Annotated in this window: 17 protein-coding genes and 1 tRNA gene; 9 read left to right on the top strand and 9 right to left on the bottom strand. The window is 69.7% G+C overall.

Annotation, left to right across the window (positions count from 1 at the left end; translation table 11 throughout):
• Positions 1–81 precede the first annotated feature (81 nt).
• A complete protein-coding gene (locus NP095_RS09315; RefSeq protein WP_256765999.1) occupies positions 82–1269 on the top strand; it encodes an MATE family efflux transporter in 1188 nt (395 codons plus the stop codon).
• A gap of 6 nt (positions 1270–1275) precedes the next feature.
• On the opposite strand, the gene NP095_RS09320 is transcribed toward NP095_RS09315, so the two are convergent.
• From NP095_RS09320 to NP095_RS09335, 4 genes are read right to left on the bottom strand one after another with little or no spacing between them, the layout of a single operon-like run.
• On the bottom strand, positions 1276–2109 hold the full coding sequence (locus NP095_RS09320) for a class I SAM-dependent methyltransferase (RefSeq protein WP_249378356.1): 834 nt from the start codon (positions 2107–2109) through the stop codon (positions 1276–1278).
• Positions 2110–2153: 44 nt separating this feature from the next.
• A complete protein-coding gene (locus NP095_RS09325) occupies positions 2154–4130 on the bottom strand; it encodes an acyltransferase family protein (protein ID WP_249378490.1) in 1977 nt (658 codons plus the stop codon).
• Positions 4131–4135: 5 nt separating this feature from the next.
• Complete coding sequence (locus NP095_RS09330) at positions 4136–6088, bottom strand: acyltransferase family protein (RefSeq protein WP_256766000.1); 1953 nt, start codon at positions 6086–6088, stop codon at positions 4136–4138.
• Entirely contained in the window at positions 6085–6789 is a 705-nt protein-coding gene (locus NP095_RS09335; protein WP_256766001.1) for a nucleotidyltransferase family protein, read from the bottom strand. Before NP095_RS09335 ends, NP095_RS09330 begins: the two co-directional genes overlap by 4 nt.
• A 67-nt stretch (positions 6790–6856) precedes the next feature.
• Between NP095_RS09335 and NP095_RS09340 the strand changes: the two genes are divergently transcribed.
• From NP095_RS09340 to NP095_RS09350, 3 genes are read left to right on the top strand one after another with little or no spacing between them, the layout of a single operon-like run.
• The gene (locus NP095_RS09340; RefSeq protein WP_249378359.1) at positions 6857–7315 is read left to right on the top strand and encodes a hypothetical protein; all 459 of its coding nucleotides are present in this window, start codon (positions 6857–6859) and stop codon (positions 7313–7315) included.
• Positions 7316–7342: 27 nt separating this feature from the next.
• A complete protein-coding gene (locus tag NP095_RS09345; RefSeq protein WP_256766002.1) occupies positions 7343–9283 on the top strand; it encodes an acyltransferase family protein in 1941 nt (646 codons plus the stop codon).
• Positions 9280–10545, top strand: a complete 1266-nt coding sequence (locus NP095_RS09350) for a lipopolysaccharide biosynthesis protein (RefSeq protein WP_249378361.1) — start codon at positions 9280–9282, stop codon at positions 10543–10545. The genes NP095_RS09345 and NP095_RS09350 overlap by 4 nt, the downstream gene beginning before the upstream one ends.
• Here NP095_RS09350 and polA read toward each other — a convergent pair.
• Together polA and NP095_RS09360 are read right to left on the bottom strand one after the other, a co-directional pair.
• Entirely contained in the window at positions 10486–13146 is a 2661-nt protein-coding gene (polA, locus tag NP095_RS09355) for a DNA polymerase I (protein WP_249378362.1), read from the bottom strand. The two genes, NP095_RS09350 and polA, sit on opposite strands and share 60 nt — an antisense overlap.
• A gap of 31 nt (positions 13147–13177) precedes the next feature.
• A complete protein-coding gene (locus NP095_RS09360; RefSeq protein ID WP_249378363.1) occupies positions 13178–13777 on the bottom strand; it encodes a GNAT family N-acetyltransferase in 600 nt (199 codons plus the stop codon).
• A gap of 208 nt (positions 13778–13985) precedes the next feature.
• Between NP095_RS09360 and NP095_RS09365 the strand changes: the two genes are divergently transcribed.
• The 4 genes from NP095_RS09365 to NP095_RS09380 are packed head-to-tail and all read left to right on the top strand — an operon-like array spanning position 13986 to position 18014.
• Positions 13986–15323, top strand: coding sequence for a branched-chain amino acid ABC transporter permease (locus NP095_RS09365; RefSeq protein WP_256766003.1), 1338 nt, complete (start codon positions 13986–13988; stop codon positions 15321–15323).
• A gap of 3 nt (positions 15324–15326) precedes the next feature.
• The gene (locus NP095_RS09370; RefSeq protein WP_249378365.1) at positions 15327–16322 is read left to right on the top strand and encodes a branched-chain amino acid ABC transporter permease; all 996 of its coding nucleotides are present in this window, start codon (positions 15327–15329) and stop codon (positions 16320–16322) included.
• Complete coding sequence (locus NP095_RS09375; RefSeq protein WP_249378366.1) at positions 16312–17223, top strand: ABC transporter ATP-binding protein; 912 nt, start codon at positions 16312–16314, stop codon at positions 17221–17223. Before NP095_RS09370 ends, NP095_RS09375 begins: the two co-directional genes overlap by 11 nt.
• Positions 17220–18014, top strand: a complete 795-nt coding sequence (locus tag NP095_RS09380) for an ABC transporter ATP-binding protein (protein ID WP_249378367.1) — start codon at positions 17220–17222, stop codon at positions 18012–18014. Before NP095_RS09375 ends, NP095_RS09380 begins: the two co-directional genes overlap by 4 nt.
• A 192-nt stretch (positions 18015–18206) precedes the next feature.
• On the opposite strand, the gene NP095_RS09385 is transcribed toward NP095_RS09380, so the two are convergent.
• Positions 18207–19466, bottom strand: a complete 1260-nt coding sequence (locus tag NP095_RS09385) for an ABC transporter substrate-binding protein (RefSeq protein ID WP_249378368.1) — start codon at positions 19464–19466, stop codon at positions 18207–18209.
• 151 nt (positions 19467–19617) lie between these two features.
• Positions 19618–20226, bottom strand: a complete 609-nt coding sequence (locus NP095_RS09390) for an ANTAR domain-containing response regulator (RefSeq protein ID WP_256766004.1) — start codon at positions 20224–20226, stop codon at positions 19618–19620.
• 28 nt (positions 20227–20254) lie between these two features.
• Between NP095_RS09390 and NP095_RS09395 the strand changes: the two genes are divergently transcribed.
• Positions 20255–20337: transfer RNA gene (locus NP095_RS09395), tRNA-Leu, on the top strand.
• Positions 20338–20428: 91 nt separating this feature from the next.
• On the opposite strand, the gene pyk is transcribed toward NP095_RS09395, so the two are convergent.
• Entirely contained in the window at positions 20429–21895 is a 1467-nt protein-coding gene (gene pyk / locus NP095_RS09400) for a pyruvate kinase (protein ID WP_256766005.1), read from the bottom strand.
• Positions 21896–21940 lie beyond the last annotated feature (45 nt).

Genomic DNA, 21940 nt, shown 5'->3' on the forward strand with positions numbered 1-21940 from the left:
GCGAGCACAGCGTCGTCCAATATAGCGTCGGTCACACGTTCGGTTACCCGAGAGTCACGAAGCCGATACCCTGAGGGCGCCATGCCCCTCCCGTCACGCCTCAGCCGGTCTCGCCCGGGCTCGGGAGCCGCCCTCGGCGTGACGATGGCCGTGGCCAACGTCCTGAGCTACGTCTTCGTCCTGATCCTGTCGCGCGCGCTCGGTCCGGCGGACTTCGGCGGCTTCTCGGCGCTGTCGGCATACGGCATCGTCCTGTCGGTCCCGGCCGGCGCCCTGCAGGTCATCGTGGCGCGTCACGTCGCGGGCACGCCGCCGCATTCACGGGGCCTGCGCACGGCCCTGGTGGTCGGCGTCGCGCTGGCCGCAGCCACGATCCTCGCCGCTCCCCTGCTCGCCGACGCCTTCCGACTCGACACGACCTGGTCGGCCGTCTGGCTGGGGCTGACGCTCGTGCCGATGACCCTGACCGGCGCCTTCCAGGGCATCCTGCTCGGGCGCAACCGGCTGGCGGCCCTGTCCGCCGTCTACGTCGCCACGGCGGCGGGGCGCCTGGCGGCCGGCGCCGGCGGCGCCGCGCTCGGACTGACGGTGGCCCAGGTCTTCTTCCTGCTGCTGCTCGTGGCGATCGTCGTCGCCGTCCTCGGCGCCGCCCTGTGCCGCAGCGACCTGACCCTGGACGACGACCGCCGCCTGGGCACCGAGCTGGTCCGCGCCACGATGTCGCTGGGCGCCTTCATCGCCCTGACCAACGTCGACGTGACCCTGGCCCGCGCCTACCTCGACGACCACGACTCGGGCGGGTACGCGCTGGCGGCCACCTTCGGCCGCGCCATGGGCTGGGGCACCCAGTTCGTCGCCCTCCTGCTCGTCCCCCGTATGCAGGGGGCCGGCGCGGCCCGGGCCTTCCGCCGCTCCCTGGCCCTGATCCTGGGGCTGGGGCTGGTCGGCGTGGCCGTCATCGCCGCCGCCCCGTCCTTCTGGATCCGCCTGGCCGGCGGCGCCGAGTACGCCGAGTTCGGGCCGCTGGCCATCGCCTGCGTCGCCCTCGGCGTCCTGTGGGCGCTCGTCCAGGTCTCGCTGTTCGCCGAGATGGGCCTGGACAGCCCCTGGCTCGGCCGCTTCACCTGGATCGTGCTGGCGCTGCAGTGCGCCGCGATCGCGCTGTGGTTCCACGACACCCCGTACGAGCTCGTCACGGTGTGTGCGATCGGCGCCGCCGTCATCGTCGCGGCGGCGCTGACCCGGTCCCGGAACCTCGGCCGGGCCTGACCCGCCTCAGTCCTGCTTCTGCTCGATCGCGCGCGAGCGGCCCATGATGATGCGGGCGCCGAACTTCATGACGCCGGGGAACTTCGCCGCGGCCTTCCAGGCGATCCGGTTGAGCCGGTTCTGCACGTTCACCTGGTAGCGGCGCAGCCACTCGTCGCGACCCTTGAGCACGGTCGGGCCCGTGCGGCGGAACGTCAGGGCGTGCAGGCCGTTGGCCCAGCGCGGGTCGTCGTCGGACTTCGCGTCCCACTTCGCGTCGATCGTCCAGCCGGGGTGACGCTCGAGGAAGAGGCGGTGCGCGCGCTGCACGACGGGCCACGTGGCGTCGTCGACCAGGACGAGCGCCTCGTCGGCCAGCAGCGGCTCGACCACGGCGAGGGCCAGGTAGTGCGCCAGCAGCGTGTGCTCGCCGTCGTAGAAGTAGACGCCGACCGGGCGGTCGATGACGTTCGGACGCGCCATCAGGTCGAAGCAGTCGCCCTCGAGCAGTCGCACGTCGGCGCCGTGGCCGTACTTGGCGAGGTTCTCCATCAGCTCCGCGCGAGCCTCCTGGCCGGCCATGCCGAACTCCAGGAAGTTCTCCATCGCGTAGAACACCTTGTCGGCGTTGTCGCGCACGGTGCCGCACATCGAGCGGCCCTTGAAGGTGCCCACCTCGAGGTACGCCTCGTCCGCCGGCATGATCGCCGCGGCGAGGTTGAGCATCGCCAGCTCGTTCGAGGAGGTGAAGCCCGTGACGTCGGCCTTGACCTGGTCCCAGTAGGGATCGATGGGGTCGGTGTCCTGCGGGTCCCCGGGGAAGAGCGTGGGGGCGCGGTCGAAGAATGCAGAGGTGTCCATGAGTGCCTTTCGTGCGGCGATCAGCCTAACGGCATGTGGTCGGGTTATGGCCGAGACAGCCAACGTTCCCGGATGGAAGGGGCCAACCAGGTCCACACCATCGGCGTGGCCTCGTCGGAGAAGTGCAGCTGGTCGCGGAACACCTGGATGCCGTTCCGCTCCCGAGCGAAGCCGCGATCACACTCCAGGGCGTCGTACAGGTCCAGCACCGGCAGGTCGTGGCGGCCGGCCCAGTCTGTCAGCCAGCCGTTGATCCGGCGCGGATCGATGACCGTCTCGGCGATCTCGGGCCGGTCGTCGAACCAGCCCTGGTCCTGCGGGTCGATCTGGTAGTCGCCGATCGAGTCGGCACGGCACGGCAGGGTCGCCAGCTGGACCTGGCCGACGTCGGCGGCGCGGGCGTCGGCCAGCAGCGTGTCGAGCTGCTCCTCGACCGCCGCGCGGTACCGCGGGTCGTCGACCTCCAGCAGGCGGCCGTCCTCCAGCTGGTGCGGGACGCCCAGGACCGATCCGACCATGAGCACGAGCACGTCGGTGTCAGCCTGACGCAGGTTGTCCGTCAGCTGCTCGCGGCCCAGACGGCACTCGGCGCTGACCGGCTCCTGGTTGCGCGGGGTCCAGTGGATCGGCCACGGCAGCAGGCTGCAGCCCTCGACCGCGAGATCGGTGACCGTCAGGTCCGAGAACGTCTGCTCGGGGAAGCCCTCGGCCAGGTAGTGCGCGACCGAGTCGCCGTAGAGCGCGGCGCGCACCGTCTCGTCGCCGGGAGCGTACTTCGGCGTCCCGTCGACCAGCGCCGGCACCCGCCCGGCGGCGATGTCCTCCTCGACGGTCGGGACGTCACCGACCCGCACGGCGGCGAACAGCACGGCCGCGGTGCCGACGACCGCGAGGATCCGGCCGCGATCGAACCCGCCGGTCAGCCGCGCGAGTCCGCCCATCATGACCGGGATCTCGACCACGTGGAAGCTCAGCGCCGCCAGCGTGAGCGTCGCGAGTGACCCCAGGACCAGCGTGCCCACGAGGGGCAGGTTCTCGGCGTAGCGGTCGAGCCACAGCTTGACCGGCCAGTGCCACAGGTACAGCCCGTACGTCAGGATTCCCAGGTAGACCAGCGGCGCCACGGTGAAGACGCGGCGGAACAGTCCGGGGCCGCACTGGACGGCGCCGGCCAGGCCGATCGCGGTCAGCGTGGCCAGCATCAGCATGCCGCCGGACTCGAACATGAACGGCGACAGCGGCGGGACCACGAAGAAGCACACGATCGACGTCAGCGTGGCCGCCCAGGCCCAGAACCCGGCGACACGCGGCCGCATCGGCAGGGGCCGCCTGCCGCTGTGGTCCGGTCCCACGGCGAACGCGACCGCCATGCCGGCCAGCAGCGCCTGCACGCGGGTGTCGGTGCCGTAGTACGCGTGGGCCTGCGCCTCGGTCGATCCGACGCCCACCGCCGCGGTCCACACCGCCGACGCCACCGCCAGTCCCCCGACGATCGCCACGCGTGTCGCCCGGCGGTGCACGAACCGGATCAGCGCCAGGACGAGGAACGGCGCGACGAGGTAGAACTGCTCCTCGACCGCGAGCGTCCACACGTGCCGCAGGAACGACGGGTTGGCCCACTCCACGAAGTACTGGTCGGCCTGCTCGACGAGGCGCCAGTTCATCACGAAGCCGACGGTCGCGAAGATGTCGCCGCGCATCGATCGGCGGGTCGCGTGGTCGGCCGCCACCACGGCCCACGTGGCGATGACGAGCAACATGATGGTCAGCGCGGGGAGCAGCCGCCGGGCGCGCCGGCGGAAGAAGTCGAGGATGTCGAGCCGACCGAAGCGGGCGTGCTCCTTCAACATGATCGTGACGATCACGTAGCCGGAGAAGACGAAGAACAGGCTGATGCCGACCCACGCGCCCTGCAGTGCCCCGACGCCGAAGTGGTAGAGCAGCAGCACGACGACGGCCAGGCCGCGCACACCGTCGAGCGTGGCACTGCGGGAACCCTGGCTGGTCTTGAGCGAGAACACACGGCTCAACGGCCGGCCTCCTCGGCTTGGTCGCGAACGAGCGGGGCCAGCCAGCTCCACACCATGATCGACGCCTCGGCGTCGAAGTGCAGGCCGTCAGTGAAGAGGGTGACGTCGTGGATCTTCTGGACAGGCCCGTCGCCGCAGCCGAGCGCCGCGTAGAGGTCCACCAGCGGGACGTCGCGCGCGGCAGCCCACGTCCGGACCCACCCGTTGACGGTCGTGGGCTCGGCGGTCGCGTCGATGACCTCGGGATGGTCGGCGACGTACCCCGAGATCCCCGGGATGGTGGCGAGCTGACGCGGGTCCCGGCAGGGCAGGGTCGCCACCTGCATCACGGCGCCGGCCTCGTCGGCGCCCGCACGGAGCCGGTCGAGCGCATCGAGGATCTGGCGGCGGAACTGGCGTGACTCGAGCCAGACCGGACGGCCTTCGGGGTCCTCGTGCGGGATCGCGGCGAACGTCGGCACCATCACCAGCACCGTGTCGGCGCCGGCCGAGCGCACGTTGCTCGCGAAGTCACGCTTGCCGGCACGGCACTCGGGCGTCTGCTCGACGTGGCGATAGGCGAGCCGCGAGTCGAGCAGGTCGCACCCCGGCTGGGCCAGTGACACGACGGTGAGGTCCTCGTACTGCTGCTGCGGGAACGACTCCGCGAGCCGGTCGGGGACGGAGTCGCCGAAGACCGCGATCGTCGCCGGCTCGCTGCCGGGGACGTACGGCGCCTGGTCGGCGCGGAGCGTCGGCACGTTCGCGGGGTCGACCGCCTGGCCCGTGGCGGGGACCTGTCCCACCATCAGCGCCAGGACCACGACTCCGGCAGGTGCGCCGACTGCCAGCCATGCCGGGCGGCCCCACCGCGGGACGAGGCCCCGCAGTCCGTGGTCCAGGACCGGGCGCTCGAGATAGCGGTAGCTCACGACGGCCAGCGCGATCGTGATCAGGCAGCCGACCACGATCTCGGCGGCCGTACCGATCTCGGGCCAGCCACGCTCGATCCAGAGCTTGATCGGCCAGTGATAGAGGTACAGCCCGTAGCTGCGCTCACCGAGGTAGGTGAACGGTCGCCAGTCCAGCAGCCGCTGCAGCGAGAGGTCGGAGCGGACGACGCACGCCCAGACGAGCACGGCCACGACGGCGGACTGCACGAGCAGGCCCCCGTGGTCGAAGAACAACGGCGACATCGGCGGCACGAACAGCATCGCGGCGACGGTGCCGGCGAACGCGAGCCAGGCGACCGACTCCACGAGGGGACGTGAGGGGGCGGTACGCGGAGATCGCCCCCGCCCCGCCACGACATACGCCAGGATCACGCCGACGAGCAGGGACTGGGCGCGCGTGTCGGTGCCGTAATAGGCGTGGGCCTGCGCGGAGGCGTCCGCGACGCCGACCTGCGCGGTCCACCAGGCCGAGAGCAGGGCCAGCGAGGCCAGCACCAGCACGCTGACCCGCCGCGAGTGGAACCAGGCCAGGATCGCGAGCAGCAACGGCACGACGAGGTAGAACTGCTCCTCGACCGACAAGGTCCACGCGTGGCGCAGCATCGAGGCCGAGCCGAACTCGGCGAAGTACTGGTCGGCGTCGCCGATCAGGCGCCAGTTCATGACGAAGCCGAGGGTCGCGACGAGATCTCCGCGCAGCTGCCGGCGCGTCGCGTCGTCCGCGAACAGCAGGGCCCACACGGCCACGACGACCAGCAGGGCCACCAGCGCCGGGAGCAGCCGCCGGGCGCGCCGGCGGTAGAAGCCCAGCAGGTCGACCCGGCCGAACCGCTCGCGCTCGGCGATCAGCAGGCGCGCGATCAGGAACCCGGAGAGCACGAAGAACACGTTGATCCCGGTCCACGCGCCCGTGACGGCCGTGAGGCCGAAGTGATAGGCCATGAACAGCACCATGAAGCTGCCGCGGATGCCGTCGAGTGCCGCGACGCGCCGGCGGGTGGGCGCCGGCGCGGTCATGCCCACGCCTGACGGGCCTGCTCGAGGGCGTCGGGCGTGCCGACGTCGAGGAACGGTGCGTCGTCGCGGTGGGCACGGACGTCCGCGCCGGCGGCCAGTCCCGGGAAGACGTCGACCTCGAGTGAGAGCGGCGCCGTGTCGGGCAGGTCCAGCAGGACGGCGCCGCGCATCACGTACGTCCCGGCGTTCACCAGCCCCGGCGCGGCGATCCGGGGCTTCTCGCGGAAGCCGGTGATCCGGGTCCCGGAGTCGTCGAGCGAGACCACGCCGTACGGGCGGGCGTCGTCGACCTCGCGGACGTGGATCGAGACATCGGCGCCGGACCGCTCGAACGCGTCGATCTGGGCGGCGAGGTCGTGGGCCGACAGCAGGTCGCCGTTCACGACGGCGACCGTGTCATCGGGCGCGACGCACGTGCGGGCGGCGAGGGCGAGCGCGCCGCCGGTGCCCAGCGGCTGCTGCTCGCGGCTGTAGGTCAGCCGCGCCTGCCAGCGCGACCCGTCGCCGAGCTCGTCCTCGACCTGCTGGGCGCCGAAGCCGGCGGCGATCACGATGTCGGGCACGCCGGCGCCGACGAGACGGCGGATCTGATGGGCCACCAGCGGCTGTCCGCCGACGTCGACCAGGGGCTTCGGCAGGTCGCCGACAGCGGGCCTCAGCCGGGTCCCCAGACCCCCCGCCAGGACGATCGCTCGTCGCACAGATTCCTGCCTTAACTCGTGGTTACCCGCGCGTACGCACGGCGCTGGTCATAGTAGTATGCGTCACATGCTCGACGACTCCGATGTGCGTTCTCGACCCCTGCCCAACCTGGGGACGAAGGTCGCGATCCTCGCCGCCATCCCCTTCCTGGCGTACGGGATCTACCTGCTGCTGACGCCGATCACGGACATCCAGACCAGTTCCGGAGCCATCTTCGAGTGCGGCTCTGCGTTGCAGCCGCCCGCGGACGACTTCCAGGAAGGCGTGTGCGGTCCGATCAACCAGCAGTACCTGTACCGCTCCATCGCGGCGATCGTCGCGGCCGTGGGAATCGCGGGCGTCGGCGCCATGCTGTTCGGCTTCAGTCACCACGTCGAGCGGGCCGTCAGTCGCTCCGAGACCGGCGCCATCGGCGCCGGTGAGGACGCGCGGGCCATGTCCCACGAGGACACCCAGCGCCTGCGCGAGGACGACTACTACGCCGACGGTGGCGCCCGCCGACGGCTCCTCGACGACGGTCGCTGAGGACGGCGGTAGCCGCCCGTCCCTCCGATGTCGCCTCCCACCGCACCGCCGCGTACGCGGCTGCCCTACCGCCCCGCCCTCGACGGTCTGCGAGCGGTGGCGATCGCGGGCGTCCTGGTGTTCCACCTGGACGAGAGCCTGCTGCCCGGCGGCTGGCTCGGCGTCGATCTGTTCTTCGTCCTGTCGGGCTTCCTGATCACGCACCTGCTCATGGCCGAGCAGGACCGGTGGGGCCGCATCAGCGTCGTCCGCTTCTGGGGCGCCCGCATGCGCCGGCTGCTGCCGTCGCTGCTGACGGTGCTGCTCGCCGTGGCGGCCGCGGCCTGGATCTGGACGGTGCCGGGTCGCCGCTCGGCGGTCGCCTGGGACATCGTCTCCTCGTTGTTCTACGTGTCGAACTGGCGGTTCATGCTCGGCGACGAGCAGTACTTCGACCAGCTCTCGCTGCCGTCGCCGGTGCGGCACACGTGGTCGCTGTCGATCGAGGAGCAGTTCTACATCGTCTTCCCGCTGCTGCTGATCGCGGTGGGCATCGTCGCCCGGACCCGCTACCGGGAGGCCGCGGTGTTCGCCCTGCTGGCGATCGCGTCCGCCGGCGCCATGGCGTACGGCTACCTCCACGGCGCCGAGATCACCGAGCTGTACTACAGCACCTTCACGCGAGCCTTCGAGCTCTTGATCGGTGTGTGCGCGGCACTCATCCTGGGCCGGTCCGCCTTCACCGAGCGGCGGGCCTCCCCCGCGCGTGACGTGCAGGCGTGGGCTGCCCTGGCGGCGGTCGTCGCCGCGATGCTCCTGCTCGACTCGAACTCCGGAGTGGTCTTCACCGGCGGCCTCGTCGCGGTGTGCCTGGCGGCGCTCGTCACGATCCTGGCGGCCGCGGAAGGCCGGCCCGGTACGTTCACCGCCGTCCTGGGCAGCCCGATCCCCCGCTTCATCGGGCTCATCAGCTATCCGCTCTACCTGTGGCACTGGCCGATCATCGTGTTCCTGCGTCCCGGGTCGACGCCGCTCGACGGCATCGCCCTCGACCTCGTGCGGGTCGGCCTCGCGGTGCTGCTGGCCTGGCTCACCTACCGCTTCATCGAGGCGCCCATCCGCGGCCGTCGCCCGATGATCACGTCGCTGCGGGGGGTGTCACGTGTCGTGACCGTCCTCGCGGCGCCGCTCGTGGTCGCCGGCGCGGTGGTCGTCGCCCACTCCGAGCCGATCGACGGTGACCGCGGCGCCCAGCACGGCGCCGCCGACAAGCCCCCGATCGTCCTGACGCCCGAGCCCTACACCGCCGAGGCACGGCGCTCGGCCATGCTGCTGGGCAACTCGATCCCGTTCAGCCTGTACCGGAACGTCGCGACCCACGAGTTCCGCCAGCTCTCGCTGACGCACAGCACGCACCTGGGCTGCGACCCGTTCGCCCTGCAGAAGATCGTCGACGGCGAGCCCACCGAGCCCACCCGCAGCTGCCTGGACTGGCGCGAGGAGTGGCCCGATGACGTCGCGAGGAACCAGCCCGACGTGTTGCTGTTCTTCGTGCCGCAGACCTTCGTCTCGGACCTCGTGCACGACGGCGAGGTCGCCGAATTCGGCACGGACCGTCACAAAGAGCTGGTCCGCGAGGCGCTCGACCAGGTGGCGGCTCGCTCGACCGGTGCCCGCACCCTGGCCCTGTCGACGCTGGCGTGCCACGACATCCCCGCCTTCGACATCGTCGAGATGCAACAGCTCAACGACGTCGACCGGGTCAAGCAGGTCAACGCGGTGGTGACCGACTGGGCCCGCCAGAACGACGTGCCGGTCGTGGACTCGTTCGGCGCCCTGTGCTCCGACGGCTACCGCCCGATGCTGGGCGACGACCCCCTCTACGAGGACGGACTGCACTTCACCACCGAGTCGGCTCCGCTGGTGTGGGCCTGGATGATGCCCCAGGTCCTGCGCTTCGCCGACGCCGCCCACGGGGAGGCACCATGAACCGATCGACCCGCGCCACCGTCTCGAGCGGCTCCATCGTCGCCGTCGCCATGATGGTCATGAACGTGGCGACATACGGGTTCAACCTCGTCGCCGCGCGGCTGCTGGTGCCGGCCGAGTTCGGCGCCCTCACGGCGCTGCTGAGCCTCATCCTCATCGCCAACGTCGTCGCGCTGGCGCTGCAGGCGTCCATCGCCCGCCGCATCTCGGTCCACCCCGGCCAGGCGCTGCAGATCGTGCACACCGCGTCGCGGGTCGCCCTGGCGGTGTCGCTGCTGGTCGGCCTCGTCACCGCGTTGTCGAGCCCGATCCTGACTCCGGCGTTCTCGTTCGAGTCGATGTGGGCCGTCATCTGGTGCGGCGCCATGCTCGTGCCGCTGACCCTCGCCGGCGCCCAGCTGGGCGTCGCGCAGGGCACCGGGCGCTGGGGCAAGCTGGCCGCGCTGTACCTCGGCAACGGGTTCGGCCGACTCTTCGGCGGCGTGGCCGGACTGGCGATCGAGCCGACCGCGACGAACGCGATGCTCGGCCTGGCGATCGGCGCGTGGCTGCCGGTCCTGCTGGGCTGGGGGCTGCTCAAGGGCACCGGCGGCGGAGACGTCCACAGCCGGCGGCCCCTCGTCTTCGAGACGATCGCGTCGGCCTCGACACTGCTGGCCTACTTCGCCTTCAGCAACGTCGACGCCCTGCTGGCACGCGGCGGCTTCTCCGAGCACGACAGCGGCCTCTACGCCTCGGGGCTGATCCTGACCAAGTCGACGATGTTCCTGCCGCAGTTCGTCAGCGTCGTGTTCTTCCCCAGCCTGGCCCGCGACTCGACCCACCGCACCCGACTGCGAGCGGCAGCCCTGGTCGCCTTCCTCGGCCTGTGCGTCGTCGCCGGCAGCGCGGTGCTGCCCCGGCTGGCACTGATCCTCGTCGGCGGCGACCAGTACCGCGAGGTCGCCGACGACCTATGGCTCTTCGCGCTGTCCGGCACGTTCCTGGCGATCGTCTACCTGCTGGTCTTCGACGCCCTCGCCCGCCGCTCCCCCGGCGTGGCCGTGCTGCTGTGGATCGCGTCGGCCGTGGTCTTCTCGATCGCCTGGTTCTGGACGATCGGCATCGTCGGCCTGGTCATCTCGATGGCCTCGACCGCTGCCGTGGTGGCGAGCCTGCTGCTGGTCTGGCCGCTGCTCAGACCGAGCAGGACGGGCGACGCCTCAGTGCCCGGCCTCGTGCCAGGTGCGACCGACCCCGACGGACACGTCGAGCGGGACTGACAGGTCGGCGGCCGCCGCCATCTCGCGGCGGACCAGCGCCGTCAGCTCCTCGAGCTCGCCGTCGGCGGTCTCGAGCACGAGCTCGTCGTGGACCTGCAGGAGCATCCGCGAGGACATCCCGGCCTCGTCGATGGCCCGCTCGACGTTCAGCATCGCGACCTTGATGATGTCGGCGGCCGAGCCCTGGATCGGGGCGTTCAGGGCCATCCGCTCGGCCATCTCACGGCGCTGGCGGTTGTCGCTCTGCAGGTCGGGCAGGTACCGGCGCCGGCCCATGATCGTCTCGGTGAAGCCGGTCTGGCGCGCCTCGTCGACCAGGCTGCGCAGGTAGTCGCGCACGCCGCCGAACCGCTGGAAGTAGTCGTCCATCAGGCCCTGGGCCTCGCCCGTCGAGATCGACAGCTGCTGGCTGAGCCCGTAGGCCGAGAGTCCGTAGGCCAAGCCGTAGTTCATCGCCTTGATCCGGGCGCGCAGCTCGGTGCCGATGTCCTCGGGCTCGCGCTCGAACACCTTGGCGGCCATCACGGTGTGGAAGTCCTCACCGGAGTTGAACGCCTCGATCAGGTCGGCGTCCTCGGACAGGTCGGCCATGATCCGCATCTCGATCTGGCTGTAGTCGGCGGTGAGCAGGGTGTCGTACCCCTCGCCGACGACGAATGCCTCACGGATGCGCCGCCCCGAGGCGGTGCGGATCGGGATGTTCTGCAGATTCGGATCGTTCGAGCTCAGTCGGCCCGTGGCCGCGATCGTCTGCGCGTAGGTCGTGTGGATCCGGCCGTCGTCGGAGATCGAGCGGCGCAGGGTCTCGACGGTCTGGCGCAGCTTGGTGACGTCGCGGTGCGCCAGCAGGTGCTCGAGGAACGGGTGCCCGGTCTTGGTGTACAGCTGCTGCAGCGAGTCGGCGTCGGTCGTGTAGCCGGTCTTGGTGCGCTTGGTCTTGGGCATGCCCAGCTCGTCGAACAGCACGACCTGCAGCTGCTTGGGCGAGCCGAGGTTGATCTCCTTGCCGCCGATCGACTCGTAGGCGGCATCGGCGGCCTGCTGGGCGCGCGACGCGAACTCCGACTCGAGGGTCAGCAGCGCCTCGTCGTCGACCGCGATGCCCGCCCGCTCCATCCGGGCCAGGGTCGAGACCAGGGGCAGCTCGACCTCGGCCAGCAGCTTCGTGCCGCCGGCCTGCTCGACCTCGGTGGCCAGGGCCACGGACAGGTCGAGCGTCGCGCGCGCCCGCAGCATCGCGATCTCGGCGTCGTCATCGGTGTCGAGGGACAGCTGGCCGCTGTCGGCGGCGTCGTCGCGCAGCTCGCGCTTGAGGTAGCGGACCGACAGGTCGGCCAGGTCGTACGACCGCTGGTCGGGACGCACGAGATAGGCCGACACGGCGGTGTCGGCGACCAGTCCGCGCAGCATCCAGCCGCGATCGGCCAGCGCCAGCATCGGGCCCTTGGCGTCGTGCAGGACCTTGCCACGGGCGGGATCGGCGAGCCACGCACCCAGCGCGGCCTCGTCCTGCGGGGTCAGCTCGGCCACGTCGAGCCAGGCGGCCTCCTGCTCGCTGGCCAGCGCCAGCGCGATCACGTCGCCACCGCCGCGGCCCCAGGAGCCCTGGACGTGCAGACCGACGTCGCCGACGGCGTGCTGGTCGAGCCAGGCGCCGACCTCGTCGCGACCGAGCACCCGGCCGGAGAGATCGAAGCCCGCCTCGGGCTCGACCTCGTCGGCCGTGCCGGGGAACGTCGTGAAGAGTCGGTCGCGCAGGGCGCTGAACTCCAGGGAGTCGAAGACCGTGTGCACCTTCTCGCGGTCGAAGGCGGTGTCGAGCGTGAGGTCGGCCGGGCCGAGCGGCAGGTCGAGGTCGCGCACCAGCGCGTTGAGCCGACGATTGCGCAGGACCGAGTCGAGGTGGTCGCGCAGCGACTGCCCCGCCTTGCCCGGAACCTCGTCGACGTGGCCGACCAGCGCGTCGAGGGTGCCGTAGCTGTTGATCCACTTGGCCGCGGTCTTGGGACCGACCCCGGGCACGCCCGGGAGGTTGTCGCTGGTCTCGCCCACGAGCGCGGCGATGTCGGGGTAGAACTCGGGCAGGACGCCGTACTTCTCCTGCACGGCCGTCGGCGTCATCCGGGCCAGGTCCGAGACGCCCTTGCGCGGGTACAGCAGGGTCACCTGGTCGGTGACGAGCTGGATCGCGTCGCGGTCGCCGGAGCAGACCAGGACCTCCATGCCGGCGGCCTCGGCGCGGGTCGCGAGCGTCGCGATGATGTCGTCGGCCTCGTACCCGGCCTTGTCGATGTGGCGGATGTCCATCGCATCGAGGACCTCCTTGACCAGGGCGACCTGGCCGGAGAACTCCTCGGGCGACTTCGACCGGTTCGCCTTGTACTCGGCGTACTCCTCGGTGCGGAACGACTGACGTGACAGATCGAAGGCGACGCACACGTGGGTCGGCGCCTCGTCGCGCAGGACGTTGATGAGCATCGAGGTGAAGCCGAAGACGGCGTTCGTGCTCTGTCCCGTGGAGGTCGAGAAGTTCTCGACGGGGAGGGCGAAGAAGGCGCGATAGGCCACCGAATGGCCGTCGATCAGCAGGAGTCGGTCCACCCCACGACCCTAGTCGGCCGGTCCGACAGCGTCAGCCTCGGACGGCGGCACGACGCCGCAGCGACCGGCGGACGGCGAGCAGCCGCCCGGTCTCGCGCGAGCCCGAGGACTTCGTCGCCAGGCGGGCGTTGAGCTTGCCCACCGGGATCGCCCGCAGCACGGCGATCTGGTTGAAGCCGAGCTTCGTCAGGTAGCGGTTGGGCTCGCGCGCGTGGGCCGCGGAGTTGGCGAGCACCAGCTCGCAGTCCTGCTCTTCGGCGTACGCGGCGACCACCGAGAGCAGGCTCGACGCGATGGAGCGCCGGCGATGGCTCGGCTTGACCTGCAGGTCGGTGACGATCATGACCTTGCACATGGTGATCGGGTTCAGCGTGGCGAGATCGGCAGCCACGGCTCCGACCAGCTCTCCGCCGACGAGAGCCACGATCAGGCGACGGCGGTGCTCGCGGGCGTTGAACTCGATCGCGGCACGAGCCTCGGCCTCGTCGGGGCAGCGCCACAGCGTCTGCTGGGTGTAGGCCTCGGACCCCTCGTCGCTGACCGCCTCGGCGCACGCTACCCACAGCTTGATCAGCGAGGAGGCGTCGTCGAGCTCGACATCGCGAATCTCAACGGGGTGGCGCAATGCCATCGAGGTGGACCTCCGGGCGGGGGACGGGGACGTCGACAGCCTACGCCCCACGCGGCTGCCTGGGAATGACCTTCCCGGCTTCGAATCGAAACCGAACTGTTACCAAAGGGACCGGCGAGAGCCCGCCACGGACCTCTTCACATGGCTATGCTCTTCGGGATCGACTCTGGCGTGCCCGACCGGCGCGCAGACACCGACAGGAGAATGTGTGCGACTGCGAACAGCGGCGCTGTTCTGGGTGATGACGGCCGGGCTCGTGTTTCTCGCGAACCCCGCGTCCGCCGAGACCACGTCCCCCACCCCCCAGCCCAGTGCTTCGGCGCCGGCCTCGGACGCTCCCGTGACGGGAGCCGCGATCCGGGTACGGCTGCTCGACCAGAAGGGCGGCAAGGCAGGCGACAACCCGCCCCCGGTACCCAACGTCACGGTGACCGTGTCGGACGACTCCGACACCGAGATCGGCAAGGCCGTCACCAACGACATGGGCGTGGCGGCCATCGCCATCCCCGGGAAGGGCAAGTACTCGGTCTCCATCGACGAGTCCACCCTGCCCGCCGAGGTGAAGCTCACCGGAAAGAAGACACTCGAGGTCACGGTCAACCTGGCGTCGGGACAGAACGTCGCGTTCCCGCTGAACGGCAAGGTCGTCGAGGCCACCCCGTTCGCCGAGCGCCTCGTCGACAGTCTGGTCTCGGGCCTGAAGTACGGCCTGATCATCGCCCTGGCGGCGATGGGACTGTCCCTGATCTTCGGCACGACCGGGCTGACCAACTTCTCGCACGGTGAGCTGATCACCTTCGGTGCGATCACGGCCTACTACCTGAATGCGGCCGCCGGACTACCGGTGATCGTGGCCGGACTGCTGACCATCGCGATCGGTGGCCTGTTCGGCTGGGGTCAGGACCGCGTCCTGTGGCGACCACTGCGCAACCGCGGCACCGGCATCATCGCGATGATGATCGTCTCGATCGGTCTGGGTCTGTTGCTGCGCAACGTCTACCAGTTCGTCTTCGGCGCCGGCACGCGCTCCTACACCGAATACACGTCGCAGCGGGCCCGTGACTTCGGCCTGTTCGACCTCTCGGACAAGGAGATCGCGATCATGGTCATCGCGGTCGTCGCGATCGGCGTCGTCGCCACCGTCATGACCCGCACGCGTCTGGGCAAGGCCATGCGCGCCGTGTCGGACAACCCGGCGCTGTCGGCCTCGTCCGGCATGCGCGTCGACGGGGTCGTCTCGTCGGTGTGGACCATGGGCGCCGCGCTCTCCGCCCTGGCCGGAGTCCTGCTCGGACTCAACAGCCAGGTCAACTTCATGATGGGCTACCAACTGCTGCTCATGGTGTTCGCCGCGACCGTCCTGGGCGGCTTGGGCACTGTGTGGGGCGCCGTCATCGGCTCGCTCATCATCGGCGTCATCACCGAGGTCGGTCCGCTCTTCGGCGTGCCCAGCTCGATCAAGGAGGTCGGTGCGCTCATCGTGCTCATCCTCATCCTGCTCATCAGGCCGCAAGGCATCCTGGGACGCGCGGAGAGGATCGGCTGACCCATGGACATCGGCAACATCATCGACGCGGCGTTCTCCAACGCCCTCGGCCCGCAGGCGATCGTGTTCGCGCTCGCCGCGATCGGCCTGAACATCCACTTCGGCTACACCGGCCTGCTGAACTTCGGCCAGGCGGGCTTCATGGCCGTCGGCGCCTACGGCCTGGCCGTGGCCATGGTCCGGCTCGACCTGCCCCTGCCGGCCGGCATCGCGCTGGGCATGGTCGCCGCGCTGCTGCTCGCCCTCGTGCTCGGCGTACCGACCTTGAGACTGCGAGCGGACTATCTGGCGATCGTCACCATCGCGGCCGCCGAGATCCTGCGCCTGGTCTTCGGCGCCGTCGAGACCAAGAAGGTCTTCGGCGGCTCCAACGGACTCAACGGGTTCACGCAGACCTGGAACGACCTCAACCCCTACACCAAGGGCATCGACCTGGGCTTCGCCTCCTGGGGTCGCAACGACCTGTGGGCGATGACCGTCGGCTGGGTCGTCGTGGCGCTGTGCTGCCTGCTGACCTGGGCGCTCATGCGCAGCCCCTGGGGACGCGTGCTGCGCTCGATCCGTGAGGACGAGGACGCCGTGCGCTCGCTGGGCAAGAACGTGTTCCTGTACAAGATGCAGGCGCTCATGCTCGGTGGCGTGATCGGCGGCCTGGGCGGCATCTTCTTCGCCCTGAAGCAGGGCTCGGTCGTCCCGTCGGACTACAGCACCAACCTGACCTTCTTCGCCTACACGGCGTTGTTGATCGGTGGTGCGGCCCGCGTCCTGGGCCCCGTCATCGGCTCCATGATCTTCTGGTTCCTCATCAGTGGCCTCGGCGAGTTCTTCAGCCAGGCCACGCGTGGCATCGATCCGTTGATCCCGGCCTCGGTCATGACCGACACGCAGGCCAGCCTCATCCGCTACATCCTCATGGGCCTCGGCCTCATGCTGCTGATGATCTACCGACCTCAGGGGATCTTCGGCGACCGAAGGGAGATCGCGCTCGATGCCCGTTGACCTCAACAGTGCCCGCGAGGCACTGGCCGCCCTGCCCAACGATCCGGGAGTGCGCAAGCCCGACCCGATCATCGTGGGCGACGACATCACCCGCACCTTCGGCGGCCTCAAGGCCGTCGACGTCCAGCACGTCGAGATCCAGCGTGGCGTCATCACGGCGCTCATCGGACCCAACGGCGCGGGCAAGACGACCCTGTTCAACCTGCTCACGGGATTCGACGTCCCCGACAGCGGTTCGTGGGCCTTCAACGACAAGCCCCTGGCCAAGGTGCCGGCCTACAAGGTCGCCCGCCTGGGCATGGTGCGCACGTTCCAGCTGACCAAGGTGCTGTCCAAGCTCACCGTCATCGAGAACATGCGCCTGGGGGCCACCGGCCAGCTCGGCGAGAAGTTCTTCCCGTCGATCTTCAAGACGTTCTGGCGTGGCCAGGAGGACGAGATCACCGCTCGCGCGGACGATCTGCTCACCCGGTTCAAGCTCGACGCCAAGCGCGAGGATTTCGCCGGATCGCTGTCCGGCGGTCAGCGCAAGCTGCTCGAGATGGCACGCGCCCTCATGGTCGATCCCGAGCTCATCATGCTCGACGAGCCGATGGCCGGCGTGAACCCGGCCCTCAAGCAGTCGCTGCTGGGGCACGTGAAGTCGCTGCGCGACGAGGGCCGCACGGTCCTGTTCGTCGAGCACGACATGGACATGGTGCGCGACATCTCCGACTGGGTCATCGTCATGGCCCAGGGCCAGATCGTCGCCGAGGGCACGCCCGAGGCGGTCATGGCCGACCAGCGTGTCATCGACGCCTACCTGGGCGCCCACCACGACACCGACCTCACCGAGATGGACGAGTCCGTCCTCGAGGCCGAGGTCGAGGCCGAGATCAAGGCCGAGGAGGCCGATTCATGAGCGACGCGATCCCCACTCCGCAGACGCCCGAGTCCGAGCGTCGCAAGCACCTCGAGGGCGCCGACGGCGCCGTCGTGCGCGCCGACAACCTCATCGCCGGCTACCTGCCGGGCGTGAACATCCTCAACGGCGCCGACCTGTACTGCCAGCCCGGCGAGCTGGTCGGCATCATCGGCCCGAACGGCGCCGGCAAGTCGACGCTGCTCAAGGCCCTGTTCGGCCTGGTCAAGATCCACTCGGGCACCGTGCTGCTGAAGGGTGACGAGATCACCAATCAGCGTGCCGACGTCCTGGTCAGCCGGGGCATCGGCTTCGTCCCCCAGACGAACAACGTGTTCCCGAGCCTGACGATCGAGGAGAACCTCGAGATGGGCTGCTACCAGGCCCCCTCGAAGTTCAAGGACCGCTTCGCCTTCGTGACCGATCTGTTCCCGACGCTGGGCCAGCGCGCCAAGCAGCGGGCCGGATCGCTGTCGGGCGGCGAGCGCCAGATGGTCGCGATGGGCCGCGCCCTGATGATGGACCCGTCCGTGCTGCTGCTCGACGAGCCGTCCGCGGGCCTCTCCCCCGTCATGCAGGACGAGGTCTTCGTCCAGACCCGCAAGATCAACCAGGCCGGCGTCTCGATCATCATGGTCGAGCAGAACGCCAGTCGCTGCCTGCAGATCTGCGACCGCGCCTACGTCCTCGACCAGGGCACCACCGCCTACAGCGGCACGGGCCGTGAGCTGGCGAACGATCCCAAGGTCATCGAGCTCTACCTCGGCACCCTGGGCAAGCAGGCCGGCTGACTCCCCCGCACCACCGAACGCCCCGTCTCCGTCAGGAGGCGGGGCGTTCGTCTTGGCTGCTCACGGCTGCCCCTGGACGCTCATGGGTGCTCGTGCCTGCCCCTGGACGCCCGTTGCAGGTCGGGCACGACGAAGGGCCCGGGGCGTGTGCCCCGAGCCCTCCTACGTGCTTCTCAGCGCTGAGTCATCGACTCAGATGTCACCGGCGATGTACTTGACGGAGTCGTACGTGCCCTTGCCGTCGTACTGGTAGATGCCGATGGAGGCGGACGTCGGGCTGCCCGTCTCACCCATCTCGATCGGACCGGAGACACCGTCGTAGTCGATGTCCTTGCCGTCGGCCAGCAGATCAGCGCACTGCTTGAACGTCGTGCACTTCTCGCCACCCTTGGTGACCTCGACCAGCTCGGAGGCGATGGCCTCGCCCGAGTCGTTCTTGGCCGCGATGGCAGCCAGGGCCGACGTGACGACCGCATCGTAGGACTCGGCCGCGTAGGAGTAGTCCTTCAGCTTCGGGTCGATGTCCAGCAGGCGCTGCTTGAAGTCGCCGGCCGCCTCGGCGCCGGGGACCGTGCCCTTGACGCCCTTGAGCTGCGGAGCGAACGACTCGCCCGAGTAGTCGGCGACGTTGCCGTCGACGAAGTACGTCGCGACGTCCTGCGGGCCGACACCCTTGCCCACGAGCTGCGGGACGATCTTCTTGGTCTCGTCGAACGCGATCAGCACGACGGCGTCGGGCTTGGCCGCGGCGACGTCGTCGACCTGCGCATCGTACGAGGGGGCCTTCTCGCCGTAGAACGACGTGACGGCGACCTTGGAGCCGGCAGCCTCGAGGCCCTTCTTGACCTCCTGGGCCAGCGTCTCGCCGTACGAGTCCTGGCGGGCCAGGATCGCCACGTTCTGGCGGCCGTCCTCGACCAGCAGGTTCGCCATGACAGCGCCCTGCAGGATGTCGGACGGAGCCGTGCGGAAGTACAGGTCGGGCTCGCCGTACTTGCCGCTGTCGAAGTCGGTCGACGTGTTGGCCGGCGAGTACTGCACGACGCCGGCGGCCAGGATCTTGTCGATGACGGTCATCGAGACGCCCGACGAGGCAGCACCGACGATGACGTCGGAGCCGCCCTTGATCAGCTTGTCGGTCTCGGTGGGCGCGATGCCCGAGTCCGCGTCGCCCGAGTCGCCCTTGACGTGGCGGGCATCCTTGCCCAGCACACCGCCGGCCTCGTTGATCTCCTTGACGGCGAGGTCCACGCCGGCGAACTCCGGCGGGCCGAGGAAGGCGAGGCTGCCGGTCTGCGGGAGCAGCGAGCCGACGACGAACTCGCCGTCGCCCTTCGCAACTTCCTTTTCTTTGTCGTCAGAGCTGTCGTCGCCGCCGCCGCAGGCGGCGAGGACGAGTGCGCTGGCGCTGGCCAGGGCGGCCAGACGGAGCGTCGTGGTGGAGCGCTTCATCAATCCTCCGTGTTAGTCAATCCGCGCACGGGTCGGTTCGTCCCGGCACGATGTGACATGAAACCTAGTGTGCGGAGGTTTCAAAAACTCTCATGTTGCGTGATTGGGACATTTCGTAGCCAACTTGTAACCGTTGTCACAAGAGGGGCCCTCAACCCTGCAACGACGGCCCATTCTCCATGACGGCCTCGGCCACCTGACGCATCGAGAGGCGCACGTCCATGGCCGTCTTCTGAATCCAGCGGAACGCCTGCGCCTCGGTCAGTCCGAGAGCCTCCTGCAGCACCGACTTGGCCTGTTCGACGACCTTGCGGGTGGCCAGCTGCTCATGCAGATCCCCCACCTCGGCCTCGAGCGCCCGCAGCTCGGCGTACCGGCTCCGAGCCATCTCGATCGCCGGGACCAGGTCCGAGGCGGTGAACGGCTTGACCAGGTAGGCCATGGCCCCCGCGTCGCTGGCTCGCTCGACCAGCTCACGCTGGCTGAAGGCCGTCAGCATGACGACGGGCGCGATGCGCTCGGCCGCGATCTGCGAGGCGGCGGTGATGCCGTCCACCCCGGGCATCTGGATGTCCATCATCACGAGCTCGGGACGGTGCTCGCGCGCGAGATCGACGGCGGCCTGGCCGTCGGCGGCCTCGCCCACGACCTCGTAGCCCTGCTCGGCCAGCATCTCGGCGAGGTCCATCCGAATGAGGGCTTCGTCCTCCGCGATGACGACACGCGGCGTGGGGGGCGTCGACTGCACTGATTCGGTCACACCGTAAGGTTATCGGGCACGACGGTGCGCCGAGATGGCGGAATGGTAGACGCGATGGTCTCAAAAACCATTGTCCGAAAGGGCGTGCGGGTTCGAGTCCCGCTCTCGGCACCGATGGCTCCCCGCGGGAGCCGATTCTCCCTGCAACTGCCCCGCCACCGCGCCCGTCTCCGACGCGGCGGCGCCCCCGATTCCCGCAGCGTCAGCTGACCGGCGGCGGCAGTTCGTCGGGATCGTAGGCCGCGACGACTCGGTTGATCGCGTCGCCCATCTTGTGCACGCGCAGCGCGTTGGTCGAGCCGGGGATTCCCGGAGGGGCACCGGCCACGATGACCACGCGGCGGCCCTGCTCGCATCGCTGCTGGCCGAGCAGCTCGCGGTCGACCTGGAGCGCGATCTGGTCGGTGTGGCTGATCTGCGGCGTCAGGAAGGTCTCGACGCCCCACGTGATCGCCAGCTGGTTGCGCACGAGCACGTCCGGCGTGAACGCCAGCACCGGGATCGAGGAGCGGTAGCGAGCCATCCGGCGGGCGGAGTCGCCCGTCGTGGTGAAGGCGATCATCAGCTCGGCCTCGACCGACTCGGCGACCTGCGAGGCCGCCCGGCAGATGATGCCCGTCGTGGTCTTGGGCTCCCACGTGAAGGAGGCCATGCGGGGCAGACCGTGGTCCTCGGTCGACGCGACGATCCGCGACATGATCCGCACCGTCTGGATCGGGAAGCGACCGACGCTGGTCTCGCCCGAGAGCATGACCGCGTCGGCGCCGTCGAGCACGGCGTTGGCGACGTCGCTGGCCTCGGCGCGCGTGGGTCGCGGCGCCGAGATCATCGACTCGAGCATCTGGGTGGCCACGATCACCGGCTTGGCGTTGCGGCGCGCCTTCTCGATGATGAGCTTCTGCACGATCGGCACGTCCTCGAGCGGCAGCTCGACGCCCAGGTCGCCGCGGGCGACCATGAACCCGTCGAACGCGTCGACGATCTCGTCGAGGTTGTCGACCGCCTGCGGCTTCTCGATCTTGGCGATGATCGGGCGGTGGATGCCCTCCTCGTCCATGATCGCGCGGACCTCGTCGGCGTCCGCGGCGTTGCGCACGAACGACAGCGCGATGAAGTCGACGTCGGCACGCAGCGCCCAGCGCAGGTCGTCGATGTCCTTCTCGCTCATGGCGGGGACGCTGACGTTGACGCCGGGCAGGTTGATGCCCTTGTTGTTGCTGACCGCGCCGGGGACCTCGACGGTCGTCACGACGTCGGTGTCGGTCACCTGGACGGCGCGCAGACGCACCTTGCCGTCGTCGATGAGGATCTCGTCGCCGGCCTGGACGTCGCCGGGCAGGCCGGAGTAGGTCGTCGAGCAGACCGCGCGGTCGCCCTGGACGTCACGCGTGGTGATGGTGAACTCGTCCCCGAAGTTGAGCTCATGGGGTCCGTCGGTGAACCGGCCGAGCCGGATCTTGGGGCCCTGCAGGTCGGCCAGCACCGCGATGGCCTTGCCGGTCGCCTCCGCTGCCTGGCGGACGCGGGTGAGTCGCTTGAGCTGCTCACTCTGCTCGCCGTGACTCATGTTGAGCCGAGCGACATCCATGCCGGCGATCGCCAGCTCGAGGATGCGTTCGGCGGTGTCGGTGGCTGGACCGAGGGTGCAGACGATCTTGGCTCTACGCACCTTCCCACCCTATCCCTGCCCCGAACCGAACCGCGAGTCACAGGG

Origin of the sequence: Aeromicrobium duanguangcaii (genome assembly GCF_024508295.1) — a bacterium.
In the GTDB taxonomy this organism is placed as follows: domain Bacteria; phylum Actinomycetota; class Actinomycetes; order Propionibacteriales; family Nocardioidaceae; genus Aeromicrobium; species Aeromicrobium duanguangcaii.

Excerpts from the sequence above, each read along its gene's own strand:
- NP095_RS09315 (WP_256765999.1), top strand. The coding sequence starts at position 82 with ATGCCCCTCCCGTCACGCCTCAGCCGGTCTCGCCCGGGCTCGGGAGCC.
- NP095_RS09320 (WP_249378356.1), bottom strand. The coding sequence starts at position 2,109 with ATGGACACCTCTGCATTCTTCGACCGCGCCCCCACGCTCTTCCCCGGG.
- NP095_RS09330 (WP_256766000.1), bottom strand. The coding sequence starts at position 6,088 with ATGACCGCGCCGGCGCCCACCCGCCGGCGCGTCGCGGCACTCGACGGC.
- NP095_RS09340 (WP_249378359.1), top strand. The coding sequence starts at position 6,857 with ATGCTCGACGACTCCGATGTGCGTTCTCGACCCCTGCCCAACCTGGGG.
- NP095_RS09345 (WP_256766002.1), top strand. The coding sequence starts at position 7,343 with ATGTCGCCTCCCACCGCACCGCCGCGTACGCGGCTGCCCTACCGCCCC.
- NP095_RS09350 (WP_249378361.1), top strand. The coding sequence starts at position 9,280 with ATGAACCGATCGACCCGCGCCACCGTCTCGAGCGGCTCCATCGTCGCC.
- NP095_RS09360 (WP_249378363.1), bottom strand. The coding sequence starts at position 13,777 with ATGGCATTGCGCCACCCCGTTGAGATTCGCGATGTCGAGCTCGACGAC.
- NP095_RS09370 (WP_249378365.1), top strand. The coding sequence starts at position 15,327 with ATGGACATCGGCAACATCATCGACGCGGCGTTCTCCAACGCCCTCGGC.
- NP095_RS09375 (WP_249378366.1), top strand. The coding sequence starts at position 16,312 with ATGCCCGTTGACCTCAACAGTGCCCGCGAGGCACTGGCCGCCCTGCCC.
- NP095_RS09380 (WP_249378367.1), top strand. The coding sequence starts at position 17,220 with ATGAGCGACGCGATCCCCACTCCGCAGACGCCCGAGTCCGAGCGTCGC.
- NP095_RS09385 (WP_249378368.1), bottom strand. The coding sequence starts at position 19,466 with ATGAAGCGCTCCACCACGACGCTCCGTCTGGCCGCCCTGGCCAGCGCC.